Below are 22,894 nucleotides of genomic sequence, written 5' to 3'. Positions count from 1 at the left end.
CCACAGCACCAGGTCCCGGCGAAAGTCCGCGAGGTCGGTCTTGGGCCGGCTGCCGTCCTGGATGTGCCGATGGAACTGCTTGAGCTCGGCAGCGAAGGCATCGCTGTAATAGGGGCCGAGGATGCGCTGCCTCACCCCGTCCTCGCCTCGCTCGGTGATCTCCAGCCGGGTGGGCAAGCTGCGGATATAAGGGGTGTCGTAGATGATCCGCACCCGCTTCTTGTCCGAGCGCACCTCGATCATCGCATCGAACAGGCCGATCCGGTCGATCACGGCCTGGTACTGACAGAGGTAATGGCCGTAGTCGAACATGATCGAGGAGTTGAACCCGCCATTGGTGCGGTGTGCCGCGATCACCCGCTCAGGCTCGCCGATCAACTCGCGCATCGCCGAGAGGTGGTGGCAGCTCATCGAGGTCAGGATCGCATAGGCCTGCACCAGGTCGGCCGGGGCATCCGCGCCTACCACTTCCCGATAGAGCGCCTCGCGGGCGGCAGCGCCTGCCTGGCGCAGTTCCGGTGCTACGTCGTCCGGGTAGAGGATCTGCTGGCTGTGCCGCATGAACTCGGTGCCGAGCGAGATCAGGTCGTGGATGCGGGCATGGGTGATCTCATGGACGGGCGGCAGTTCCGCCTTGGCCGCCAGATAGGCTGGCGCATAGCGGCGCATGTAGGCGACGAACAGAACCTTGCCGTAGCCCTCCAGCAGCGGCAGCAGCTCGTCCATCTCGCGCAGGTTCAGGCAGGCCGGCTTTTCCAGGAGGATGTGCTTGTCCGCCTGGATCGCCAGGCGGACATAACGGCTGTGGGTCTCGTCCGGGGACAGGATGAACACCGCATCGATCGCCGGGTCGGCGATCAGGGCGTCCGCGCTCGGAAACACCCGCAGGTCGGCATGGCGCGAGCGGACGAGGGCGGTGAGGCTCGGCGACACGTCGTAGATGCCCGCGACTCGGAAGCGGTCATGGAGGTCGGCCAGGGTGGGCAGGTGAATGGCCTGGGCGACTTCGCCAAGGCCGATCAGGCCGACGCGCAGGATGGTCAAGGATGGGCTCCTCTGAGGTTCGCCGGGATGCTCGGGGATCAGTCGGCCCTGCCGGCAGTGCCGGAGGCCCGGCACGTCACACGCCGAATTTCTGCAGTGCCAGCCGGTTCGTCTTGACCGCTGCGGCCGGGTCCTGCCCGGATTCTGCCGATTCTTCTTCCACCACCAGCCAGCCGTTGCAGGCCGGGGCCCGGCGGGCCAACTCCATCACGGCAGCGATGTCGCAGGCCCCGGCCCCCAGCATCCGCCAGGTCCCGCTCCGGTCGACGTCCTTCAGATGGACGTAGCGGATGCGGCCTAGATGGCGCTCCAGCGTGTCGGCGGCATCCTGGCCGCCCCGGATGATGTGGCCGGTGTCGGGAACCCAGCCGATCAGGGCGGGATCGGTCAGTGCCATGATCCGGTCGTAGTCGGCGCGGTCGAACAGGAGCGTGTCGTGATGCGAGCTGGGATGAAAGGCGACCGGCACGCCCAGGGCAGTGCCGCGCCGGCCGGCCTCGTTGTAGATGTGCGCCGCTGTGCGGAACTTGGCGTCGCGTTCGCCGCCGGACATGACGGTGGCGCTACCGAGGGACAGATGGGCACCCGGAAAATGCGCGGTGAACGTCAGTACCCGATCGATCATGGCGAGGTCGGCCTCGACCTGGGCGTCCTCGGTGAAGCCGCTCGGGCTGCCGCAGGCGAAGGCCACCAGGGTGAGGCCATGGGTGTCGAGTGCTGCCCGGAACGCCTCGGGCTGGCCGGCATAGCGGCCGATCATGGTGTCGGTGATCTCGATCCCGGCATAGCCGGCACTGGCGATCGCCCGCAGCAGCTCGTCCGCATCGCCCTGCCAGCCTTCGCCCAGCATCTCCCAGGTGAAGGTCTGGCAGCCGGCCTTCAGGTTCGGTCCGGCACTGTCCATGAAGCGCTCCCTGCTCGCTTTGCGCGCGGGATCAGGGGACTGCCGGGTCCAGGCTGTCAATGACCGCCGTTCAGGCCGCCGGCGCGTACTTCACGGCACAGCCATAGGGCCGGGTCACCGACGGTTCGACCGGCCGGCCCTCGACTGCGGCCAGGAGCGCGTTGCGCAGATAGGGCAGGGCCCGCTCGATGTCGGCCGGCCGCGTGGAACGGATCGAATCGATCCCGCCCATGTAGAGCAGCGTGCCATCGCGGCCGATGACGAACATTTCGGGCGTGGTGGTCGCCTGGTAGGCGCGGGCCGCCTGGCTCAGCGGGTCGAGCAGGACCGCTTCCGGCCGTGCCCCGCGCGCCTCCGTCAGCTCCTTCGCTTCCGGCCCGGTGACATGGCCCTGCTCGCCTTCCGGGGACGAGGCGACCGACAGCCAGACGACGCCCTTGTCGGCGGCCAGCGCCTGAAGCGATTGCATGTTGCCGCTGCCATAGTGCTTTCGGACATAGGGGCACTCGTGATTGGTCCACTCCAGCACCACGAGCTTGCCGCGATAATCCTGGAGCCGGTGCATCGCGCCGTCCTGGTCGGGCAGCAGGAAATCCGGGGCGGGCTCGCCGACCGTGGGGCCTGCCATCGCCATGCGCGGCAGGAGGGGCAGGGTCGTGATGGCGACAGCGGCGAGCAGGGTGGCGCGGCGGGTGATCGAATGGATCATGGCAGAGGCTCCTGGCTCGGGATGGGCGGGATCGTCAGCCTTTGCTGGGTGCTGGCACCTGTGCGGCCGTGCGCGCCACGGGCTCCAGCGCCTGCAGCACGATCGACTGGGTGAGGATCTGCGGCAGGACCACGGGCTCGCCGCTGCCGGCGGGATAGAGCAGATAGAGCGGCACACCTTCCCGGCCATGGCGCTGGAGCAGTGCCCCGATCGCCGGATCGCCATTGGTCCAGTCGCCCACCAGGGTTGCGACGCCGGCCGCGGCGAACGCTTCCTGGGTGGCCGCCGTATCGAGGGCCACCCGCTCGTTGACCTTGCAGGTGATGCACCAGGCAGCGGTCAGGTTGACGAACACCGGCCGCCCTTGCCTGCGCAGCTCCGTGACCCTGGCCTCGCTCCAGGGCTCGGCTGCCGCTGCGGCCACCGTGACCGTGCGGGGTGCCTCCGCTGCCCGAAGCTGGGGCAGGAGCGCGAGGGCGACCAGCATGGCCAGCGCCGCGGCACCACGGCCGGCCCAGGCGCCGCGCCGGCCGGCAGCTTGCGCGATGCCCAGCGCCCAGGCGGCGAACGCGACCAGGAGGGCGCCGGCCAGTGCCAGGAGCAGCCCGTCGGCACCCGCCTGCACGGTCAGGACCCAGGCGAGCCAACCAGCAGCGCCATACATCGGGAAGGCCAATGCCTGCTTGAGCCGCTCCATCCACAGGCCGGGCCTGGGCAGGAGCCGGGCCAGGCGGGGCAGGAAGGCCAGGAGCGCATAGGGGGCACCCATGCCCAGCCCCAGTGCGGCGAACACCGCAAGGGTGGCCGCCGGTGGCATGGCGAAGGCGGCGCCGGTGGCAGCAGCCATGAACGGGGCGGTGCAGGGGGTCGCGACCAGCACGGCCAGCGCACCGGTGAAGAAGCTGCCGGCATGGCCGCCCTTCGCCGCAAGGCCGCTGCCGGCGCTGACCGGACCGCCCAAAGCATAGACGCCCGACAGGTTCAGCCCGACCGCCAGCATCAGCCAGGCCATCGCCGCCACGAACAGGGGCGAGGTGAACTGGAAGCCCCAGCCGGCCGCCATGCCGGCCCCCTTGAGCAGCAGCAGCACCCCCGCCAGCGCCAGGAAGGACAGGACCACGCCCGCCACGTAGGACAGGGCATGGAGGCGGATCGTGCGGTCCGCCCTTCCGGCCAGTGCCACGATCCCGACCGCCTTCATGGCGAGGATCGGGAACACGCAGGGCATCAGGTTGAGCAGCAGGCCGCCGAGCGCTGCGAACAGCACTGCCTGCCAGAGCGGCAGGCCGGTACTGCCGATGGAGCTGGCGGCGGGCGGCACGGGCCCCAGCGGGGCCTCCAGCGCATAAGCGCTGCGGCTGCCGGCGGCATCGGTGACCGCGATCACGCCGGACAGGCGCTCCGGCAGCTCGCCCTTGGCGCGGACCAGGTCCAGGCTGAGTTCGCCCTGGCCCACGCGGAGTTCCTGGGGTGCCGCGTTCTCGATCACGCCCCATTCGGCCGGGAAGAAGAAGGCTTTTGTCACCGCATCCGGAGAAAGCAGCTCGCCGGACAGGCGCAGCACGCCCCGGTCGCCTTCAAATCCGGCTTCGGCCAGCCAGACCGAGGGGCGCGGCAGGCTCGCTTCGGCCGCGGCGAACAGCGGTGCGGTCGCGGCATCGCTCCGGCCGGTCGGCTCCACCGGCAGCGCCAGGGTGAAGCTGGTCTCCTCGGGGATGCAGATATCCTTGCAGACCAGCCAGAACGCATCCGTCCTGACCGTGAAGCTCTGGCCTGGCCTGAGATCGGCCGGCGGCGTTACCGTGACCGGAAAGACGACCTCGTTCTCGTAGCCGAAATTGACCAGCGGCCCGTATTCGATCCGCTCAGGTGCCGGGAACTGCAGCTCGCCGGCGGAAGCATCCGCGGGCAGGTCGAAGGTGAGCGCGGGCGGCTCGCCGGCATCCCCCGGGTTGGACCAGTAGGTGTGCCAGCCAGGGCTGATCTTCTGACGCAGCCCCAGGCGGAACGGCTCGCCCGGTGCGACCGCCGCTGCCTCGCTGACCAGAGTGACGCTGGTCTGGGGGGAGGTGAAAGGTGCGCTTTCAAGCGCATGCGCCGGCCCGGCCACGAGCAGCGCCAGACCCAGCGCCGAACCAGCACCTCCACGGAAGCGCTTGCCGATCATGCGCGGATGCTCATGCCAGTGATCATGGCCCTTCATTAGCATGGACCGGCGTCGTCGGAACACACGGGACAAGAACTCCTGGCAGGATCAGCCGCAGCTGACATACGCACGGCGACCCGGATGCCCAGGGGGAACACGGCGGAAACGGCCAGACCGCGACGAAGGGTCAGCCCGACCTGGTCGAGATCATCTGCAGGTGCTGGATGACCTCACGACTGAAGGTCTCCAGCCAGGTGCGTCGCTCCGCCTCGTCGGCCGCGCCATCCGCGACCACCTGCTCGCAATAGGCCACGATCAGGGCGTTGGCGATATCGGCCAGTACCGTCTTCGGGTCCTTTGCCTTGAGCGCGGTCACGAAGCCGTCACGCGCCTCGGCCGTCACCGGCAGCGCCGGCGTGCCGAGCACCTGCCGGGCATCCGCGACCAGCGAAGCCGCAACCAGCTTGCCGTCGTCGGCCGGGCAGGCGACGGGCCGGGCGGCACCGTCGGGCTCACGGGCGACCAGGCTGTGACCAACGGGCAGGGCCAGGGTCAGGTCGATGGCGGGGAAGGGGACGGTGGCGGTCTGCTGGGACAGGTCGGCGGCCGCCTGCATGGCGAAGCGCTCGAGCTCCGCCTTCTTGATGTAGGCAGGCTCGTCCGCCTGCGCGACGGTCGGGCAATAGGCAGCGAGCAGCGCGTCGATGGTGGTCGCAGTGCCGGTGTCGGACGCCTGCTTCTGATAGGTGGCGATCAGCTCGGGCACATGACGGTTGCCGCCCTGGATCATCGCGGCGAGTGCTGCCACCGCATTGGCATCCGGGCCCGGCGCACCCGGCGCACCGCCGACCTGGGGGCACTGGAAATCCTCGGCCGCACTGGTGCCATAGTCGGGGACCGCGCCGGCACTGCGCCACAGGCCGACCATGCTGGCAGTGGCATTGGCCGGTGCCTGATTGCCCCAGCTGGTGCGCACATAGTTGGCGAGCTCGGCGATCTGCTGGTCGGAGAGCCGGCCGGCGAAGGACGGCATCGCACCATATCGGCCGCCGGGCGGCAGGCCGTCGAGCACCGCCTTCAGCACGTTGTACGGCTCCGTGGCGGTCACCGCCGGATTGTCCTGCAGCGGCGGCACGGAATTCGCCAGGCCGGTGCCATGTGGCTGATGGCAGCCGGCGCACTGGTCGACATAGAGCTTTGCCGCCCGGTGATAGGTCTCTGCCGGCAGCGGCGAGAGTTTCTGTGGCGCCGGCAGATCCGCGGGCGGCGGACTGTCCAGCAGATAGGTGACCATGGCGTCGAGGTCGGCGTCGGTGAGATGCGCCAGACTGTGCTGGACGACGTCCGCCATCGGGCCGAACACGCTGGTCCGGTCCGGCGCCGAACCGGTCTTCAGGAAGTTCTTCAGATCGGCAGGCCGCCAGGTCTTCGCCAGTGCCGCCGAGGCGATGTCCGGCGCGTAGAAGCCGTCGACCTCGGCACCGACGAACTGCTCCTTGCCCTTGATCGCGCCCATGACGTTGCGCGGGCTGTGGCAGTCCGAACAATGGCCGAGCGCTTCCACCAGATAGGCGCCGCGATTCCAGACATCGCTCTTGCCCGGGGTCGGCTGGAAGCTCTGCGGCGTGAAGTACAATTCGCGCCAAGCGAGCATGCCTAAGCGGATGCTGAAGGGAAAGGACAGCTGGTTGTCGGGGTTCGCTGCCTCTACGGCCGGAATCCGCCGGACATAGGCCCAGAGTGCCCGCAGGTCGTCCTCGGTGATCCCGGTATAGGCGTCGAACGGCATGGCCGGGTAGAGGAAGGCGCCGTCCGCGCGGATGCCGTCGTGCAGGGCGCCCGTGAACTGCTCGAAGGTCCAGCCGCCGATCCCGGTCTTTCGGTCGGAGGTGATGTTGACCGAGTACAGTGTGCCGAACGGCGTACTCAGGCCCAGGCCGCCGGCATAGGGCTTGCCGCCGGGGCTGGTGTGGCAGGGCATGCAGTCGGCGGCGCGCGCCAGATACTCGCCCCGAGCGATCAGCGCCGCATCGTCCTCCTGAGCGTGCGCGGGCAGGCCGATCGGCATGAGCATGATGGCTGCTGCGGTCAGCCAGCGTCGGACGAGCATGATCGCACCCTCTGGATCGGCAGGCGGCATGCCCACCAGTCTCCCTGTACTTATGGTGTATGCCAAGTCCAGCTGAGTGTGGAAACTGGTAATGCCGGCGGCAGTGTTCCGGCCATTGTGACCTCGCTCCCGACCGGAACGATCATGCCGGCGAGTGCCGCTGCGCTGGGATCGGCCGGGAAGGGTGCCGGCGCCAGAATGAACCTTGAAAAGTCAGACGTTTGGCCGGAGAACCCGGGGCAGGGGGAACGGGCATGCGCCATGAGCGTGCAGCCTGCAGGGAGGCCAGGATGCTGTTGCCAGCCGGCGTGCGGATCGACGGGGATTCCGGAGCGGTCACGCCATCCACCGGCAGCTATGCCAAGAAGCTCGGCGATCTCGTCGGCCTGTACCAGGACAAGGCGGCCTTCGAGGCGTTGGTGGCGAATGGTGATCCATTGGCCTACGAGGTGATCGACTATCGCTGGCAGGACAGCGACTTGGCGTTCGGTACCACGATCATGGCGCCCGGCAAGGTCGGCGACGAGTATTTCATGACGCGCGGCCATTTCCATGAGCGGCGCGAATGCGGCGAGACCTACTACACCCAGTCGGGCGAGGGGCTCCTCCTGCTGCAGTCGCGCGACGGTGAGACCCGCACCGTAGAGATGAAGCCCGGGATCTGCGCGTTCATCCCGCCGGACTGGGCGCACCGCTCGGTCAACACCGGCAAGGACAAGCTCGTGTTCGTCTGGCACTGCGCCACGGATGCCGGCCACGAGTATGGCGAGATCCTGGAAAAGGGCATGCGCAAGCTTGTGGTCGAGCGGGACGGCCGGCCGGAGGTGATCGACAACCCGAATTTCATGGACTGAGCGCGGCCGACGACGGGCCGTTCGAGGATCGATCGCAAGCAATAGACAGACCGGGGAGGGTCGAGAAATGAAGATTCGCAGTTGGTTGGCTGGCCTGGCGATGGCGGGCGTGGCGGCGGGTGCCATGCCGGCGGTGGCCGCCGAGTTCGACGGGGTGACCGTCAACATCCTGACGCAGACGGGCCCCGCGATCTCCGGCCCGATGCAGGCGCGGGCGCCTGAGTTCGAGAAGCTGTCCGGGGCCAAGATCAACGTCATCACCGTGCCGTTCTCGGACATCTACCAGAAGCTGCTGACCGACTGGTCGACCGGCACCAACTCGATCGACGCCGCGGTGTTCGCGCCGCAGTGGATGGTCGACTATGCCGGGTCCGGCTTCCTCGAGGACCTGACGCCGCGCATGGAAGGCGACCAGGCGCTGGAGCAGGACGACATTGCGCCGTTCTTCCGCGAGTTCTCGCAAAAATATGCCGGCAAGACGTACATGATGACGTTCGACGGCGACTTTCACATGATCTTCTACCGGACCGACATCCTGGAGGAGCTCGGCAAGCAGCCGCCCAAGACCTGGGAAGACTATCTGGACATCGCCGCGGCCGCGCATGGCAAGGACATGAACGGCGACGGCCAGCCGGACTTCGGCTCCTGCATCGGCAAGAAGCGCAACGCCCAGGGCTACTGGTTCCTGACCTCGGTGGCCGGCGGCTACATCCAGGCCAAGGGTACGAGCGAGGGCGCGTTCTTCAATACCGAGGACATGACCCCGCTCATCGACAATGCCGGGTTCAGGAAGGCGCTGGAGGTCTACAAGAAGACCTCCGAGTACGGCCCGCCGGACGAGCTGAACCTGGACGTCGCCGACACGCGCGTGATGTTCGTGGCCGGGCGCTGCGCGCTCTCGATGGACTGGGGTGACATCGGCTCGATGTCGGTCGACCCGTCCATGAGCAAGGTGACCGGCAAGGTCGGCGCCACCATCCTGCCGGGCTCCAAGGAGGTGATCGACCGCGCCACCGGCGAGTTCGTGGCCTGTGACGCCGATACCTGCCCCCATGCGATCGACGGGCTGAACCATGCGCCGTTCGCCGCGTTCGGCGGCTGGGGCGGCGGCATCAACGCCAATGCCGATCCCAAGGTGAAGGACGCGGCCTACGCCTTCTTCTCCTATCTGTCGCAGCCGGCCCAGTCGAACCAGGACGTCACCAAGGGCGAGACCGGCTTCAATCCCTACCGCATGTCCCAGCTCGAGGACGTGGCGACCTGGGAGAAGATGGGCATGGGCAAGGAGAACGCCGAGAGCTATCTGGGCGCGATCAAGACCAGCCTGAACAGCCCGAACATGATTCTGGACCTGCGCATCCCGCAGAACCAGCGCTACCAGCAGGTGGTGCTCGACACCGCGGTCGCCCGCTATCTGGCCGGCGAACTCGATGTCGACGCCACGGTCGAGGCGGTGGTCGAGGGCTGGAACGAGATCAACGAGGAACTCGGGGTCGACGAGCAGCTGGAAGCCTACAAGGCGACCATCGGCGCGGAGTGATTGCTTGAATGACGAGGCGCCTGCCCTAGGCAGGCGCCTCGTCCGTTTCTTGAAGGGACAGGACCAGCATGGCCGTGACGTCCGCAGCGCACGTGACCGCCGCACCGCCGGAAAGGGAAAGCCTGAGCGACTGGCTCGACCGCCAGGCCGGCCGGCTGTTCATCCTGCCGGCCGTGATCCTGATTCTGGGTTTCTCGATCTTCCCGCTGATCGCGTCCGCCTACCTGGCGCTCTCGCGTTTCAAGCTGGCGCCGGGCGGCTACACGCTGACCTTCATCGGCTGGTTCAACTTCAAGAAGATGCTGACCGGATCGCAGCAGTTCCACCTGCTGGGCACGTTCGGCGCCATCACGCTGCTGGGCTGGGTGATCATGCTGGCGACGGTGGCTCTGGTCGTCTGGGGCGTGGTCCGCTACGTGCGCTCGGGCCGGGTCACGGTAGTGGGCTCGATCGGCCGGCTGATCACGATCGCCACCGCGCTGGCACTTTCGGTCTTGTTCGCGGTCAACCTCGGCGAGGGCGGCCAGCTCGGCACCATCGCCACCACCATGTTCTACGTGGCCGGCGGCGTGGCCGTGCAGTTCGCGCTGGGCCTGGGGCTCGCACTGCTCTGCGCCAAGCCGATCCGCGGCCGCAGCTTCTTCCGAGTCCTGTTCTTCGTGCCGCTGATGGTGACCCCAGTCGGCATCGCCTACACGTTCCGCATGCTGGCCGACACCGCGGTCGGGCCCTTCGCGCCCTTGTGGCACTGGCTGGGCTATGCCCAGACCTCCTGGTCCGCGGACGCCTGGACCGCCCGGTTCGTCGTGCTGATCGGCGACAGCTGGCAGTGGATCCCGTTCATCTTCATCGTGCTGCTGGCAGCCATCGAGAGCCAGCCGCGGGACGAGGTCGAGGCGGCGCAGCTGGACGGAGCCAGTGGCTGGCAGATCTTCCGCGACATCACCTGGCCGTCGATCGCCCCGGTGGCCGCCACCGTCGTGCTGATCCGCGCCATCGAGGCGTTCAAGATCATCGACCTGCCCAACGTGCTGACCAATGGCGGGCCCGGCATCGCCACCGAATCGCTCACCCTGCACGCCTTCATCGAATGGCGGGCGCTCAATCTCGGCGGCTCCGCGGCGGTCGCCTACATCCTGCTCTTCCTCTCGACGATCGCCTGCGTGTCATTCTTCAACTTCGTGGTGAAGCCGATGCGGGAGGCCCGGGCATGAGCGTCCTCAAGCGCCTGACCGAGCCCAAGTCGCTGGACACCATGTCGCCGCTGGGCGCGGTGCTGGTCTATGGCGGGCTGATCCTCTGGAGCCTGGTGGTCCTGTTCCCGCTCTACTGGATCGCGATCACCTCGCTGAAGCTGCCGATCCATGTCTCGGCCGGCCCGGTCTACCTGCCGTTCGTCGACTTCCTGCCGGACCTGCATGCCTGGCGCTACATCTTCGTCGATCTCGGCAACGACACGCTCCGGCCCTACCTGAACTCGATCGTGGTGGCGCTGGTCTCCACGATGCTCGCCATGCTGATCGGCTCCATGGCCGCCTATGCGCTCTCGCGGCTGGAGTTCGCGCCGCGGCTGGCCTCGATCCTGCTGTTCATCCTGCTGGGCGCGGTGATGATCGTGGCGGTCGCCGGGTTCGGGGTGCCCTGGTGGATCGCGGCGGTCGTAGCGCTGGCCCTGTTCCTGTTGCTCGCGCGCGCGGCCGGGCGGACCATGCGTGCCTCGCTCGGCAATGGCGACATCCTGTTCTGGATCATCTCGCAGCGCATCCTGCCGCCGGTGGTGGCGGCCTTGCCGATCTACGTGATGTTCCAGACGCTCGGCATGCTGGACACCCGCACCGCGCTGATCGCCACCTACACCACGGTCAACCTGCCGATCGTGGTCTGGCTGATGTACGACTTCTTCGTGACCATCCCGAAGGACCTGGAGGAGAGCGCGTCCCTGGACGGCGCCTCGCGCTTTGCGATCTTCTTCGGCATCGTCCTGCCGCTGGCCCGGCCGGGCCTGGTCGCGACCGGCCTGCTCGTCCTGATCCTGGCCTGGAACGAGTATCTGCTGGCCCTGTTCCTTTCCAGCGCCAACGCCCAGACCATGCCGGTGCTGGTGGCCGCCCAGAACGCCACCCGTGGGCCGCAATGGTGGTACATGAGCGTGCTGATCCTGCTCATGATCCTGCCGGTGATCTTCCTGACCCTTCTCCTGCAGCGTTTCATCGCCAAGGGCATGCTGCTCGGCGCGGTGAAGGGCTGATGCTGACGAACGAGCACTGCCGATGACGATCATTCTGGACCAAGCCTCCAAGTCGTTCGGCAGCGTCGAGGTGCTGAGAGCGCTGTCCCTGGAGGTGAAGCCCGGGGAGTTTCTGGTGCTGCTGGGTGCCTCGGGCTCGGGCAAGACCACGGCGCTGCGCATGATCGCCGGGCTAGAATCGGTGACGTCGGGCCGGATCCTGATCGGCAGCCGCGACGTCACCAACGTCCTGCCGAAGAACCGCGACGTGGCAATGGTCTTCCAGTCCTACGCGCTCTACCCGCACAAGACGGTGTTCGAGAACATCGCCTACCCGCTCACCGTGCGCAAACGGCCCAAGGCCGAGATTGAGAAGAGCGTGCGCGACGTGGCGCAGCAGGTGCAGCTCGATCACCTGCTCGAGCGTTACCCGCGCCAGCTCTCGGGCGGACAGCGCCAGCGCGTGGCGCTCGCCCGCGCCATCGTGCGCCGGCCCAGCGCCTTCCTGATGGACGAGCCGCTCTCCAACCTCGATGCCAAGCTGCGCGGGCACATGCGCGCCGAGCTCAAGCACATGCAGCACGAGCTCGGCATCACCACGATCTACGTGACCCATGACCAGATCGAGGCAATGACGCTGGCCCACCGGGTCGCCATCCTGGAGCGGGGCGTGCTCCAGCAGCTCGATACGCCGGCCAACATCTACAACCGTCCGGCCAACCTGTTCGTGGCGGGCTTCATCGGCTCGCCGCCCATGAACGTGCTGGAGGGCTCGCTGACCGATGGCCGGTTCGACTGCAGTGCCGGCAGCTTCGGCACGGCCAGCCGTGCCAGCGGCCGTGCGGTGGTGGCCGGCCTGCGCCCGGAGGACGGGCGGCTCGCCGCGCCCGGCCAGGGCAAGCTCACCGGGGAGATCTATGCCAGCGAGCTGATCGGCGACCACACGCTGGTCACCTGCCGCTGCGGCGATGCCACGGTGACCGTGAAGGCCGACAAGGATTTCGCCGGCTCGATCGGGCAGCCCATTGGCATCGGATTCGAGGAGCGTGCCGTGCATCTGTTCGACAAGGTCAGCGGCGAGCGGCTGCAATGAGCCGCTTCGACGTCGTCACGATCGGCGAATTGCTGATCGACCTGGTGCCGCTCCCGTCGGCCGACGGCAGCATGCGCTTCGTGGCCAAGCCGGGTGGGGCGCCGGGCAACGTCGCGGTGGGGGTCGCCCGGCTGGGTGGCCGCTCCGCCATGCTGACCAAGGTCGGCGAGGAGGCGTTCGGCCGGATGCTGGTCGACACGCTGCGCGCGAACGGGGTGTCGGTGGATGGCATCGCGTCGACCACCGAGCGCCGCACCGGCCTTGCCGTGGTCACCCTCACGGACCAGGGCGACCGCGACTTCTTCTTCTACCGCGACGGCTGCGCCGATTCGGACCTGTCGCCGGATGAGCTGGCGCTCGACCTCCTGCGCGACAGCCGGGTCTTCCATGTCGGCAGCCTGTACCTGGCGCAGCCCACCTCGGCCAGCGCCCAGCGCCATGCGGTGGCGGCAGCACAGGCGGCCGGCATCATGGTCTCGGCCGACCCGAACCTGCGCGTGCATCTGTGGAACGACCGCGACGCGATGCTGGCCGCCGGCCGCGAGGTCATCGGCCTGGCCGGGATCGTGAAGATCAGCGACGAGGAACTCGTCATGCTGACCGGGATCGAGGACACGGAAGCGGCGGTCCGCTCACTCTGGCATGACACCATGCAGGTGGTGGCGGTCACCCGCGGGCCAGAGGGCGCCGAGATCTTCACGGCGGGCGATCATATCCGCGCCGAAGGCTTCAAGGTGGAGACGGTCGACACGATCGGCTGTGGCGACGCCTTCATGGCGACGATGCTGGCGGAACTGGTCGGGCGCGACTTCCGCCTGTCCGGTCGGGACAAGCTGGCCGCGGTCGCAAGGCGTGCCTGCGCTGCGGGCGCCCTGACCGCGACGCGGACCGGCGGGATGGAAAGCCTGCCGGATCGCGCCGCCATCGACCAGTTCCTCGCCGGCCGCTGAGGCCTGCAGCCAGACCTATCCGACGGCGGGGCGGGAGCTGGACGCGCGCAGTGCATCGGCCATGGCGCGGATGCCCTGCTCCAACGTGACGGCCGGCCGGTAGCCGAGGTCGCGCTTGGCGGCATCGATGCAGAACTGCTGCTGTACGTCGTCGTCGGGCAGGGGGCCCGGCCCCAGCGTGATGTCGGCCGACGGCAGGATCCGGCGGACCAGCTCGGCCGTCTCCTCCACCGTGCGGAAGTCGTCGCCGGTCAGGTTGTAGGCTGGCTGGCGGATCTCAGCGGCGTCGAGCGCATTGATCAGGCCGGCGGCGGCGTCATCGGCGTGGATGTACTGGCGCAGAGCCGCACCGCCGGCCGTGGTCCGGGTGGAGCGACCGGCCAGCGCGTCGTCCACCATGGTACGCAGCAGGCAGGCGGTCGTCCGGTTCGGGCCATAGACCCAGCTCAGGCGCAGGGAAACGGCGGAGACGCCATGCTCGTCGACATAGGCCGTGACGAGCTTTTCCGCGGCGAGCTTGGTGGCGCCATATACGGTGGTGGGGTTCAGCGGGGCATCCTCGGTCACCGGACCCGGCCCTGCATGGCCATAGGCACTCACCGAGGAGCAGTTCACCAGCCGGCGCACTCGCCAGATCCGGGCAATCTCCAGCATGTTGGCAGTGCCCAGCACATTCACCTGGACGAGGTCGTACGGATTGTCCTGCGACACCATCGGGCCGGAATGGGCGCCGCAATGGATGATGCCGTCCAGCGCCGAGCCGGCCGCGAGCCCGTGCAGGCGGTGGATGTCGCGCAGGTCGCAGGCGATCACTGCGGCCCCGCCTTCGCCGGACGCCGTGCGGTCGATGCCGATGACCTTATCACCGCGCGATCGAAGCTGGGCGGTGACCGAGCGGCCAATCAGGCCGGCTGCACCGGTGACGAGGTAAGTGCTCATGTTCTGGTTTCCCTGCGGGAGGCCATGGCTTGGCTGGGGTCGCCTGCCGCTGGCAGCGAGCATGCCGGGAACATGAAGCAGGGGAAACCCGTCTCCAGCCGGCTACCGCGCGGGATCACCGGATGGCTTGCCGAGCAGCTCGGCGAGCTTCTTCGCCAGGTCGCGCTGCTGGTACGGCTTGGTCAGCCGGGGCAGGGCCTGATCATCGCCCAGCGGCAGATGGGCATAGCCCGTGGTCAGCAGGATCGGGATGCCCGGGCGCAGTGCACGGGCCTTGGCCGCAAATTCGGCGCCGTTCATGCCGGGCATGGCGTGGTCGGTCACGATGACGTCGACCCACGCCCCGCTCTGCAGAATCTCCATCGCCTGGGCACCGGAATGTGCGTCCAGCACGCGATGGCCCAGGTCCTCCAGCATGTCGGCAGTGCTCATCGCGATCAGGGGATCGTCGTCGACCACGAGCACCGTGACCTGAGTCTCGTCACCACGGTCTGCAGTATTCGGGTTGTGCAACTTGCTCTCCAAAATCCCGGCGTCGCCCGACTGCCGGCAACCCGTTTTCGGGTGAAAGCATGCCGGCCGTCGACCGGACGAGGCATAACCCCGTCCGGTCGACGGGCACGTCCATGCCGGCGGCTCCATTCCCGCCATGCCTTCGGCCGCCATGGCCGGGCGGCATTCTCGTATCTGTCATATAGCGCTGCCGGCAGCGGCGGCGATGCCCTGGGAGACGCAGCTGGATGCCGTTCTTGCGCCTGCCTAAGGCTGGGCCAGCGCAACCACGTCTTCCGGGGTGAGCCGGATCGCGGCCGCGGCGACATTCTCCTCCAGGTGATGGCGCGAGGTCGTGCCCGGGATCGGCAGGATCATCGGGCTGCGCGCCAGCAGCCAAGCGAGCGCCAGCTGCGCAGGGGTGCAATGCCGGAGGCTGGCCGCACCCGCGAGCCGGCCGGTCGATGCCGCCAGCGGTGCGCCCGGCCGAGCCGCATCGGCGCCCAGCGGGCCATAGGGAAAGAACACGATCCCCGCCTCGGTACAGGCGTCGACGATCGGGTCGTGGTCGAGGGCTGCCAGGCTGTAGCGGTTCTGCACCGAGGCGATCGGGCCGGCGCTGCGGGCGCGGTGCAGCTCATCCAGGGTCACGTTCGAGATGCCGACATGGCGCACCTTGCCCTCGCGGACCAGGTCGTGCATGGCGCCGACCGATTCCTCGATCGGCGTGTCCTGGTCGACCCAGTGGAGCTGCAGGAGGTCGACATGGTCGCGCCGGAGCTGCAGGAGGCTGGCCTCGAGGATGGCCCGGATCGCCTTGGGCCGGCCGTCGCGATAGTTGAGCCCGGGTCCGACCTTGGCGATGCCGCATTTGGTGGTGATCACCAGATCGTCGGGATAGGGATGCAGCGCCTTTGCGATCAGCGCCTCGTTGAAGCCCGGCCCGTAGGCATGCGCGGTGTCGATCAGGTTGACGCCCAGCTCGACCGCCCGGCGCAGTACCGCCACGCCATGGTCCGGATCGGGATAGGGCCCCCAGTTGCCCGGCTGGCCGGTCAGGCGCATGGCGCCATAGCCGAGCCGGGCGACTTCGAGCTCCCCGCCGATGGTGATCGTGCCCGCGTCCCTCGCGGTGATGGTCATCCGCTGCGCCTCCTGTGCGTGCCGTCCCCCCCTGGTGCCATCCGCACGCGCCACAGGTCACGCGGCAATACGCCATGCCGATCCGGCTGACCTTGTTCTTCCGGTCAGGAAAACGGCTTTCATGTGCGCTTTGCCACAGACAGTCCGGGGGACGGCAGGTATTTGTCGGATGTACGAGCCGTTGATTATATGGTGCATCGGCTCGTTGATACTCGTCCCTCGCGGACACACGGAATGGTTGTGCTCGCGTGTTGATTGCGAGCCCAGGCCGGATCGACCCGGAAAGCCCTCAGGGCCATCGTGTCGATCCGGCCTGGGCGCCATAACTGTACTATGATGCTGGTGCGGACCGACTAGCTGCCGGTATGCGATTTCTTGGGCCGGTCGAGCGAGATCGAGCGGCCGGCACCATCGGGCAGAGCTTGGTGGGCATGCAGTTCTCGCAGCCGGTCCAGGCACACGCGGACCGGCGCTGCCCATGGTGTCGAGTGCGGCCCCGACATGTCGATGTTCACCAGCAGCATCTCGGCTGTCGCGAGCGTGGCCGCGCCATCGCTGCGCTTCATCCGGTGGAACAGGTGCAGCCGCTTGGCATCCAGCCCGAGCACCCGGCTGTCCACCTGCACCTCCACCCCGGCACCGACTTCATGCAGATAACGGATGTGGGTCTCCAGCGTGTACACGGTCATGCCGTTGGCCCGGCGCCACGCGTCGTCCATACCGATCAGGTCGAGCAGCGCATCCGTGGCGTGGCTGAAGACCAGCAGGTAGTAGGCTTCGTTCAGGTGGCCGTTATAGTCGAGCCACTCGGGCCGGATGACCGTGCGGTGCAAGGGCTCCAGTGCATCCGCCTGCATGCTCGAACCTCCCCGTCCATTCTGCTGCCGCGGGCCTTCAGGCGACCGCCACGGCGACGTCGCATCCCGACTGACCGCGCGCAACAGCTGTCACAGCATTCCGCCCTGGATTGCGCTGTTGCCGCTATTGAGTTCCACTTCCGGGCAAGTCACTCAAGACCATCCGGCGAGACTCGTCATGCGCATCGCGGCGACCCTGGCCCTGCTCGCGTCCATCGCAGGCGGCTTTGCCGCCGGACTGCCGGGCCGGGCCCTGGCACTGGAGGCAACCGGGATCGATGTCTCGTCGGAGCGGGCCCTGCCCGAAGCCTGCATCACCTTCGACGAACGGCTGGCGCAGCTCTCCGACCTGGAACTGCGCTCCTATGTCCAGGTGGAGCCGGCAGGCGACCGGGCGCTGTCTGCCCGGAACGACCGGCTGTGCATCGGCGGGCTGCAGCACGGCCAGTCCTACCGGCTGCAGGTGCGTGCCGGCCTGCCCGCGGCAGCCGGCAGCCGCCTGAAGGCCGGTGCGGCCTTCGAGGCGGTGGTGCCGGACCGCGCACCAGCGGTCAGCTTTCGTGGCAATGGCGACGTGCTGCCGCTGGGCAGCGATCCGGTGCTGCCAGTGGTCAGCGTCAATGTCGACACGGTCCGGCTCGACCTGTTCCAGGTCACCGACCGCGCCCTGATCCAGCGTCTGGCCGAGAATTCGATTGGCTGGCAGCAGAGTGGCTGGGACCTGCAGCAGCTGCGCGAGCAGAGCGGCCGCCTGCTGTTCTCCGGCAGCGTCGAAGTGGCGGGCGAGCGCAACCGAGAGATCACCACCGCCGTGCCGCTGGCAGACCTGCTCGGGAAGCGCGAGCCCGGCGTCTATGTCGCGGTCGCCCGGCCGGGCGATGCCTCGCCGGAGCAGTGGCAGGGCCTGCCGACCCGCTGGTTCGCACTGACCGATACCGGCCTGCTCACCTGGCAGGGCGAGGACGGCCTGCTGGTGCAGGCGGCGAGCCTCAGCGACGGGCGGCCGCTGGCTGGACGCGAGCTCGTACTGATGGCGCGCGCCAACCGCCGGATCGCCACTGCCGCCACCGGTGCCGACGGCTTTGCGCGCTTTGCCGCGGGCGAGTTGCGCGGCGAGGGCGGCGACGCGCCGAGAGCCCTGTTCGCCTACGGGCAGGACGGCGACTTCATCTGGCTCGACCTGGAGCGGGCAGGGCTGGACCTCACCGACCGCGGCGTGGCCGGGCGCACCCCGCCGGGCGCGCTGGACGCCTTCCTGTGGACGGAGCGCGGCGTCTACCGGCCGGGTGAGACGGTCCATCTGGGTCTCCTGCTCCGCGACCGCGACGCCCGGGCGGTGCCGGGCCAGAAGCTCGTGCTGGTAACCACGAGGCCGGACCAGGTCGAGGTCGACCGGCGCCAGGTGGACCCTGCTGCCCTGGGCGGCGCCCTGGTCGAGCTGCCGCTGGCGGACAGTGCTGTTCCCGGCACCTGGACGGTGACCGCACATCTGGGCGATGGCACCACGGCGATCGGCCGCGTCGTGTTCGCCGTGGACGACATCGTACCGCCCCGGCTGGAGGCGACCCTGACCGGCCCCGCGACGATCGCCGCCGGCAGTGCCGTCGAGCTGCAGGGCCAGGCCGACTACCTGTTCGGTGCGCCCGGGGCCGGGCTCGCGACCGAGGCCGAGCTGGCGGTCGAGCCGGATGCGGAGCCGTTCCCGGCGTGGCGGGGCTGGCGTTTCGGTCTGGAGGAGGAACCGTTCCAGCCGCAGCGCCAGGCCCTGCCGCTGCCGGCCACCGATGCGGCTGGGCGGGTAGAAGTGCCCGTAGCGCTGGGGCCGCTCGATGCCGCCGGGCCGCTGGCGGCCGCCGTCGAGCTGCGCGTGAGCGATCTCGATGGCCGGCCGGTGGCGGCGCGCCACGAGATGAAGGTGGCGCAGGCCGGCCATGTCGCGATCCGCCCGGACTTCGCCGGGACACTGCCGGAGAACGCGACGGCCGGCTTCGCGTTCGCGGCGATGGATGGCGCTGGTGTGGCCAGGGCGGGCGTCGGGCTCGAATGGCGGCTGTTCGAGGAGGATGTCGACTATCTTTGGGTGCGCCAGGGCGGCGACTGGAGCGTGGAAACGGTTGTCACCGACCGGCTGCTCGATTCCGGCCGGGTCGAGAGCGGTGCGGACGGGACGGCCCGGCTGGAGCAGGCGGTGACCAGCGGCCGCTACCGGATCGAGCTGACCGACCCGCTGACCGGCAGCCTCGCCAGCGTCCGCTTTGCTGCGGGCTGGTGGTCGGCGGCCGACGCGGCGGAGCGGCCGGACAAGGTGGAGATCCGGCCAGCCGGCAGCGAGGAGGGCAGTGGCGGGCTGCGCCTGTTCGTCCGGCCACCCTACCAGTCCCGGGTGATCCTGGCGCTCGCCGACACCAGCATCCATGCGACCACCACCGTGGAGCTGGGGCCGGACGGCGGCTTCGTCAGCCTGCCGACCGGCTCGGCCGATCTGGCGGAGGCGGGTGGCCAATATGTGCTGGCGACTGCACTCGCCACACCGGGCGTTGCCCATCCGCGCCTGCCCGCGCGCGCCGTGGGCGTGCTGCCCCTGCCGGGCGGACGTGCCGAGCGCACGCTCGAGCTGGCGCTGGGCCTGCCTGCCTCGACCCGCCCGGAACAGCCACTGCCGGTAACAGTCGAGGTCGGAAATCTCATGCCGGGCGAGGCCGCCTTCGTGGCGGTGATGGCGGTCGACGATGCCGTCCTGCAGATGACCGGCCACCAGCCGCCCGATCCGGCCAACTACTTCCTCGGTCAGCGGGCACTCGGCGTCACGCTGCGCGACGTCTATGGCCGGCTGATCGACCCGGACGGGGTACGTGGCCGGATCGTGACCGGCGGCGATGCCCGCATGGCGCTCCAGTTCACAGGCAACACCGTGCGCAGCCACCAGATCGTGAGCCTGATGGCTGGGGCGGTGGCCGTGGATGCGGAGGGGCGTGCCAGCGTCGACCTGCAGGTGCCGGCGTTCGACGGCCGCCTGGCCATCTCGGTGGTGGCCTGGAGTGCCGGGCGGGTCGGTCAGGCGGCCGCCAAGATCCTGGTGCGCGGGCCGGTGGTGGCCGAGCTGACCCGGCCGCGCTTTCTCGGCACCGGCGACCTGGCGGAGCTGGTGCTGGAGGTGCAGCCGGGCGAGGGGCCCCTCGGCAAGTGGCAGGCCGAACTCGCTGCCGACGGCCCGCTGACGCTCGATCCGGCAGGGCCGCTGACGATGGAGGTTGCACCGGGCCGGCCGGCGCGCCACCGCGTCAGCGCACGGGCCGGAACGGCCCCCGGCACCGCCACGGTCCGGCTGGCACTGACCGGGCCGGACGGTGCCAGGCTGGAGCGGCGCTTCACCCTGGCGGTGCGCAGCCCCTGGCCGTTCCAGGCCGAGCGGACGGTCGCCGATCTGGCGCCCGGCCAGACCCTGGTGATCGACGACAATCTCGGCCGCGACTTCCTGCCGGGTACCGCCGAGGCCGAGATCTCGGTCGGGCCGCTGCCGGAACTGGGGCTGGCGCGGCTGATCGACAGCCTCTCCACCTATCCCTATGGCTGCGTCGAGCAGACGGTCAGCAAGGCGGCGCCACTCCTGGCGGCCCGTGCCTTGCGCCCGGCGCTGGGCCTGGGGCCGGAGCCGGCCGTGGCGACCGTCGGCCTGCAGGACAGCGTGCGGCGGCTGGTCGATCTGCAGAATGCCGGCGGCGGCTTCGGCCTTTGGACGCCCAGTTCCCCGGTGGAGACTTGGCTGTCGGCCTATGTCGGCGACTTCCTGCTGCGTGCCCGCGAGCAGGGCATTCATGTGCCGCTGCGGCCGTTCGACCAGCTGGCGCAGCGCCTGGCGCTAGCCTTTTCCGCCGACGACGCCAGCCCCGCCGGTTTGCAGGCCCGGGCCTATGCCGCCTATGTCCTGGCGAAGCTCGGCCGGCTCGACGCCGCGACGCTTCGCTGGTTCGAGGGGCGCTATCTGGCGGGCCTGCCGAGCGACCTCGCACGGGCGCAGCTCGCTGCTGCGATCGCTGCAACCGGCGACCGGCCGCGTGGCGAGATGGTGGCGGCGTCACTGAACGGTGTCCGCCAAGCCGATACCGCCCTGATGGACTATGGCAGCGAGCTGCGCGATGCCGCCGGCAGCTTGGCGCTGTTGCTGGAGGCCGGCCTGATCGCGCCGGACGAACGCGACCGGCGCCTGAGTCAGATCGCTGCAGCCTATGGCGATCCTGGCACCTTGGACACCCAGTCACAGGCCTGGCTGCTGCGCGCCGGCGCCAGCCTGCTCCAGGACCGGTCGGCAGAAATCGGCATCAGGCTGGACGGCCGCCCGGTCGCCGGGCCGCTGCATCTGGTCCAGGCGATCGGGCCGAGCATGGCGCCGCTCAGGATCGAGCATGGCGGGACCGAGCCGCTCTACCGGACGATCACCGTGTCGGGCCTGCCGATAGAGCCGCAGCCGGCTGCCGAGGAAGGGTTCACCCTGCGGCGGCGGGTGCTGCGGCTGGACGGCCAACCCGTGGCACAAACAGCCGACCGGCCCGGCCGGACCACGCTCGCGCAGGGCGAACGCGTGGTCGTGCTCCTGGAAGGCACGATCCGGCAGGCCGGGGATCGCCGGCTCCTGCTGGTCGACCTGCTGCCGGCCGGGCTGGAGATCGAACCGCTCGAACTGGGTCCGGCCCGGCCGGCCGAGCTCGGCTGGCTGGGCGACCTCACCCGGCCATCGGCCAGCGCCTCGCGTGACGACCGCTTCGCCGCAGTCCTGGACGGCTGGTCGCCGCAGTTCCGCCTGGCCTATGTCGCCCGCGCCACCACGCCCGGCCAGTTCGTCTGGCCGGCGTCCCGGGTCGAGGACATGTACGACCCGGCGAGCTTCGCCCGGACCCGCCAGGACCGGCTCGAGGTGACAGCGAGGTGACGTCTGGCTGGCGGCGCTGCCTGCTAGCGGGGGCGTTTCTCCTGGCCGGGGCCGGCACGGCGGTCCTGCTGGACCGGCTGTTCCCGCTGCCGCTGGCGCGCTTTGCCGACCGCTCGACGGTGGTGGTGGGGGAGGATGGCGGCTGGCTACGGGCGTTTCCCGCCAGGGACGGGCGCTGGCGCCTCCTGACCAAGCCTGCCGACCTGCCGCCTCTGTTCGTCGAGTTGCTGCTGGCCGCGGAGGACCGCCGGTTCCCCTATCATCCGGGCGTGGATCCGCTGGCACTCACCCGGGCTGCCTTCCAATGGCTGCGGCATGGCGAGGTCCGCTCCGGCGGCTCGACCCTCACCATGCAGGTGGCTAAGCTCCTGGAGCCGCGGCCGCGCACGCTCGGCGCCAAGGTCATCGAGCTGCTGCGCGCCGTGCAGCTCACCGCCCATTACGGCCGGGACGAGATCCTGGCGATGTGGCTGACCCTGGCTCCCTTCGGCGGCGACCTGGAAGGGGTGCGGGCGGCAGCGCTCGCCTGGTTCGGCAAGGAGCCGCGGACGCTGGCACCTGCCGAGATGGCGCTGCTGGTCACCCTGCCGCGCTCCCCGGAGCAGCTCCGCCCGGACCGTCATCCGGCTGCGGCCAGGCAGGCGCGCGACAGGCTGGTGGCGAGGCTGGCACGCCAAGGCGATCTCGACCCGGCCAGTGCCGCGGCCGCCGTGGCCACCCCAGTCCCGCGCCGCCGCCAGGGCTTCCTGATGCTGGCGCCGCACCTGGCCGAGCGCGTCCATGCCCAGCACATCCGGGCGGACCACGGCACACCGCCGGGCGACCGGCTCCGCACCACGCTGGACGCGGGCCTGCAGGCGGGGCTGGAGCGGCTGCTGCGCGCCGGAGCGGCGACCCTGCCGGCACCGATCGAGCTGGCCGCACTGGTGGTGGAGCATGAAAGCGGCGCGGTACGGGCC

The 22,894-nt window shown here is 69.4% G+C and carries 17 protein-coding genes; 8 read left to right on the top strand and 9 right to left on the bottom strand.

Annotation, left to right across the window (positions count from 1 at the left end):
* The 5 genes from VNS22_RS23260 to VNS22_RS23240 all read right to left on the bottom strand — a co-directional run.
* A partial coding sequence (locus VNS22_RS23260) for a Gfo/Idh/MocA family oxidoreductase (protein WP_325736748.1) occupies positions 1–1,044 on the bottom strand: 1,044 nt, incomplete at its 3' end.
* 76 nt (positions 1,045–1,120) lie between these two features.
* Positions 1,121–1,948, bottom strand: a complete 828-nt coding sequence (locus tag VNS22_RS23255; protein WP_325736746.1) for a sugar phosphate isomerase/epimerase family protein — start codon at positions 1,946–1,948, stop codon at positions 1,121–1,123.
* Between the two features lie 70 nt (positions 1,949–2,018).
* Positions 2,019–2,657 carry a redoxin domain-containing protein gene (locus VNS22_RS23250; protein ID WP_325736744.1) on the bottom strand — a complete coding sequence of 213 codons (639 nt, stop codon included), beginning with the start codon at positions 2,655–2,657 and terminating at the stop codon, positions 2,019–2,021.
* Positions 2,658–2,691: 34 nt separating this feature from the next.
* Complete coding sequence (locus VNS22_RS23245) at positions 2,692–4,824, bottom strand: protein-disulfide reductase DsbD family protein (RefSeq protein ID WP_325736742.1); 2,133 nt, start codon at positions 4,822–4,824, stop codon at positions 2,692–2,694.
* A 166-nt stretch (positions 4,825–4,990) separates the two neighbouring features.
* On the bottom strand, positions 4,991–6,943 hold the full coding sequence (locus VNS22_RS23240) for a cytochrome c (RefSeq protein ID WP_325736740.1): 1,953 nt from the start codon (positions 6,941–6,943) through the stop codon (positions 4,991–4,993).
* Between the two features lie 260 nt (positions 6,944–7,203).
* Between VNS22_RS23240 and VNS22_RS23235 the strand changes: the two genes are divergently transcribed.
* From VNS22_RS23235 to VNS22_RS23210, 6 genes are all read left to right on the top strand, one after another.
* Positions 7,204–7,767: a glucose-6-phosphate isomerase family protein gene (locus VNS22_RS23235; RefSeq protein WP_325736739.1), complete on the top strand. Its 564-nt coding sequence runs from the start codon at positions 7,204–7,206 to the stop codon at positions 7,765–7,767.
* Positions 7,768–7,834: 67 nt separating this feature from the next.
* On the top strand, positions 7,835–9,307 hold the full coding sequence (locus VNS22_RS23230) for an ABC transporter substrate-binding protein (RefSeq protein ID WP_325736737.1): 1,473 nt from the start codon (positions 7,835–7,837) through the stop codon (positions 9,305–9,307).
* Between the two features lie 68 nt (positions 9,308–9,375).
* A complete protein-coding gene (locus VNS22_RS23225; protein ID WP_325736735.1) occupies positions 9,376–10,521 on the top strand; it encodes a sugar ABC transporter permease in 1,146 nt (381 codons plus the stop codon).
* Complete coding sequence (locus tag VNS22_RS23220) at positions 10,518–11,555, top strand: carbohydrate ABC transporter permease (protein ID WP_325736733.1); 1,038 nt, start codon at positions 10,518–10,520, stop codon at positions 11,553–11,555. Before VNS22_RS23225 ends, VNS22_RS23220 begins: the two co-directional genes overlap by 4 nt.
* Positions 11,556–11,577: 22 nt before the next feature.
* Entirely contained in the window at positions 11,578–12,627 is a 1,050-nt protein-coding gene (locus tag VNS22_RS23215) for an ABC transporter ATP-binding protein (protein ID WP_325736731.1), read from the top strand.
* Positions 12,624–13,577 carry a carbohydrate kinase gene (locus VNS22_RS23210; RefSeq protein WP_325736729.1) on the top strand — a complete coding sequence of 318 codons (954 nt, stop codon included), beginning with the start codon at positions 12,624–12,626 and terminating at the stop codon, positions 13,575–13,577. The genes VNS22_RS23215 and VNS22_RS23210 overlap by 4 nt, the downstream gene beginning before the upstream one ends.
* A 15-nt stretch (positions 13,578–13,592) precedes the next feature.
* Here VNS22_RS23210 and VNS22_RS23205 read toward each other — a convergent pair whose 3' ends face one another.
* From VNS22_RS23205 to VNS22_RS23190, 4 genes are all read right to left on the bottom strand, one after another.
* The gene (locus VNS22_RS23205) at positions 13,593–14,516 is read right to left on the bottom strand and encodes an NAD(P)-dependent oxidoreductase (protein WP_325736727.1); all 924 of its coding nucleotides are present in this window, start codon (positions 14,514–14,516) and stop codon (positions 13,593–13,595) included.
* A 102-nt stretch (positions 14,517–14,618) separates the two neighbouring features.
* Positions 14,619–15,182, bottom strand: coding sequence for a response regulator (locus VNS22_RS23200; RefSeq protein WP_325736726.1), 564 nt, complete (start codon positions 15,180–15,182; stop codon positions 14,619–14,621).
* Positions 15,183–15,275: 93 nt separating this feature from the next.
* Complete coding sequence (locus tag VNS22_RS23195; protein ID WP_325736724.1) at positions 15,276–16,151, bottom strand: aldo/keto reductase; 876 nt, start codon at positions 16,149–16,151, stop codon at positions 15,276–15,278.
* Between the two features lie 353 nt (positions 16,152–16,504).
* On the bottom strand, positions 16,505–17,008 hold the full coding sequence (locus VNS22_RS23190; RefSeq protein WP_325736722.1) for a thioesterase family protein: 504 nt from the start codon (positions 17,006–17,008) through the stop codon (positions 16,505–16,507).
* 178 nt (positions 17,009–17,186) lie between these two features.
* Here VNS22_RS23190 and VNS22_RS23185 point away from each other — a divergent pair, with 178 nt between their 5' ends.
* Positions 17,187–21,935 (top strand): alpha-2-macroglobulin, encoded by a 4,749-nt coding sequence (locus tag VNS22_RS23185; RefSeq protein WP_325736720.1) that lies wholly within the window; start codon positions 17,187–17,189, stop codon positions 21,933–21,935.
* Positions 21,932–22,894 (top strand): transglycosylase domain-containing protein (locus VNS22_RS23180; protein WP_325736718.1); only part of this gene is annotated, 963 nt, incomplete at its 3' end. The genes VNS22_RS23185 and VNS22_RS23180, both read left to right, overlap by 4 nt.

It is taken from the genome of Geminicoccus sp. (assembly GCF_035556675.1).
GTDB lineage: Bacteria > Pseudomonadota > Alphaproteobacteria > Geminicoccales > Geminicoccaceae > Geminicoccus.
This window is presented reverse-complemented; position numbering and strand designations above follow the sequence as displayed.

Excerpts from the sequence above, each read along its gene's own strand:
- VNS22_RS23200 (WP_325736726.1), bottom strand. The coding sequence starts at position 15,182 with ATGGCGGCCGAAGGCATGGCGGGAATGGAGCCGCCGGCATGGACGTGC.
- VNS22_RS23255 (WP_325736746.1), bottom strand. The coding sequence starts at position 1,948 with ATGGACAGTGCCGGACCGAACCTGAAGGCCGGCTGCCAGACCTTCACC.
- VNS22_RS23245 (WP_325736742.1), bottom strand. The coding sequence starts at position 4,824 with ATGATCGGCAAGCGCTTCCGTGGAGGTGCTGGTTCGGCGCTGGGTCTG.
- VNS22_RS23250 (WP_325736744.1), bottom strand. The coding sequence starts at position 2,657 with ATGATCCATTCGATCACCCGCCGCGCCACCCTGCTCGCCGCTGTCGCC.
- VNS22_RS23240 (WP_325736740.1), bottom strand. The coding sequence starts at position 6,943 with ATGCCGCCTGCCGATCCAGAGGGTGCGATCATGCTCGTCCGACGCTGG.
- VNS22_RS23225 (WP_325736735.1), top strand. The coding sequence starts at position 9,376 with ATGGCCGTGACGTCCGCAGCGCACGTGACCGCCGCACCGCCGGAAAGG.
- VNS22_RS23210 (WP_325736729.1), top strand. The coding sequence starts at position 12,624 with ATGAGCCGCTTCGACGTCGTCACGATCGGCGAATTGCTGATCGACCTG.
- VNS22_RS23185 (WP_325736720.1), top strand. The coding sequence starts at position 17,187 with ATGCGCATCGCGGCGACCCTGGCCCTGCTCGCGTCCATCGCAGGCGGC.
- VNS22_RS23235 (WP_325736739.1), top strand. The coding sequence starts at position 7,204 with ATGCTGTTGCCAGCCGGCGTGCGGATCGACGGGGATTCCGGAGCGGTC.
- VNS22_RS23220 (WP_325736733.1), top strand. The coding sequence starts at position 10,518 with ATGAGCGTCCTCAAGCGCCTGACCGAGCCCAAGTCGCTGGACACCATG.
- VNS22_RS23215 (WP_325736731.1), top strand. The coding sequence starts at position 11,578 with ATGACGATCATTCTGGACCAAGCCTCCAAGTCGTTCGGCAGCGTCGAG.
- VNS22_RS23230 (WP_325736737.1), top strand. The coding sequence starts at position 7,835 with ATGAAGATTCGCAGTTGGTTGGCTGGCCTGGCGATGGCGGGCGTGGCG.
- VNS22_RS23190 (WP_325736722.1), bottom strand. The coding sequence starts at position 17,008 with ATGCAGGCGGATGCACTGGAGCCCTTGCACCGCACGGTCATCCGGCCC.
- VNS22_RS23195 (WP_325736724.1), bottom strand. The coding sequence starts at position 16,151 with ATGACCATCACCGCGAGGGACGCGGGCACGATCACCATCGGCGGGGAG.
- VNS22_RS23205 (WP_325736727.1), bottom strand. The coding sequence starts at position 14,516 with ATGAGCACTTACCTCGTCACCGGTGCAGCCGGCCTGATTGGCCGCTCG.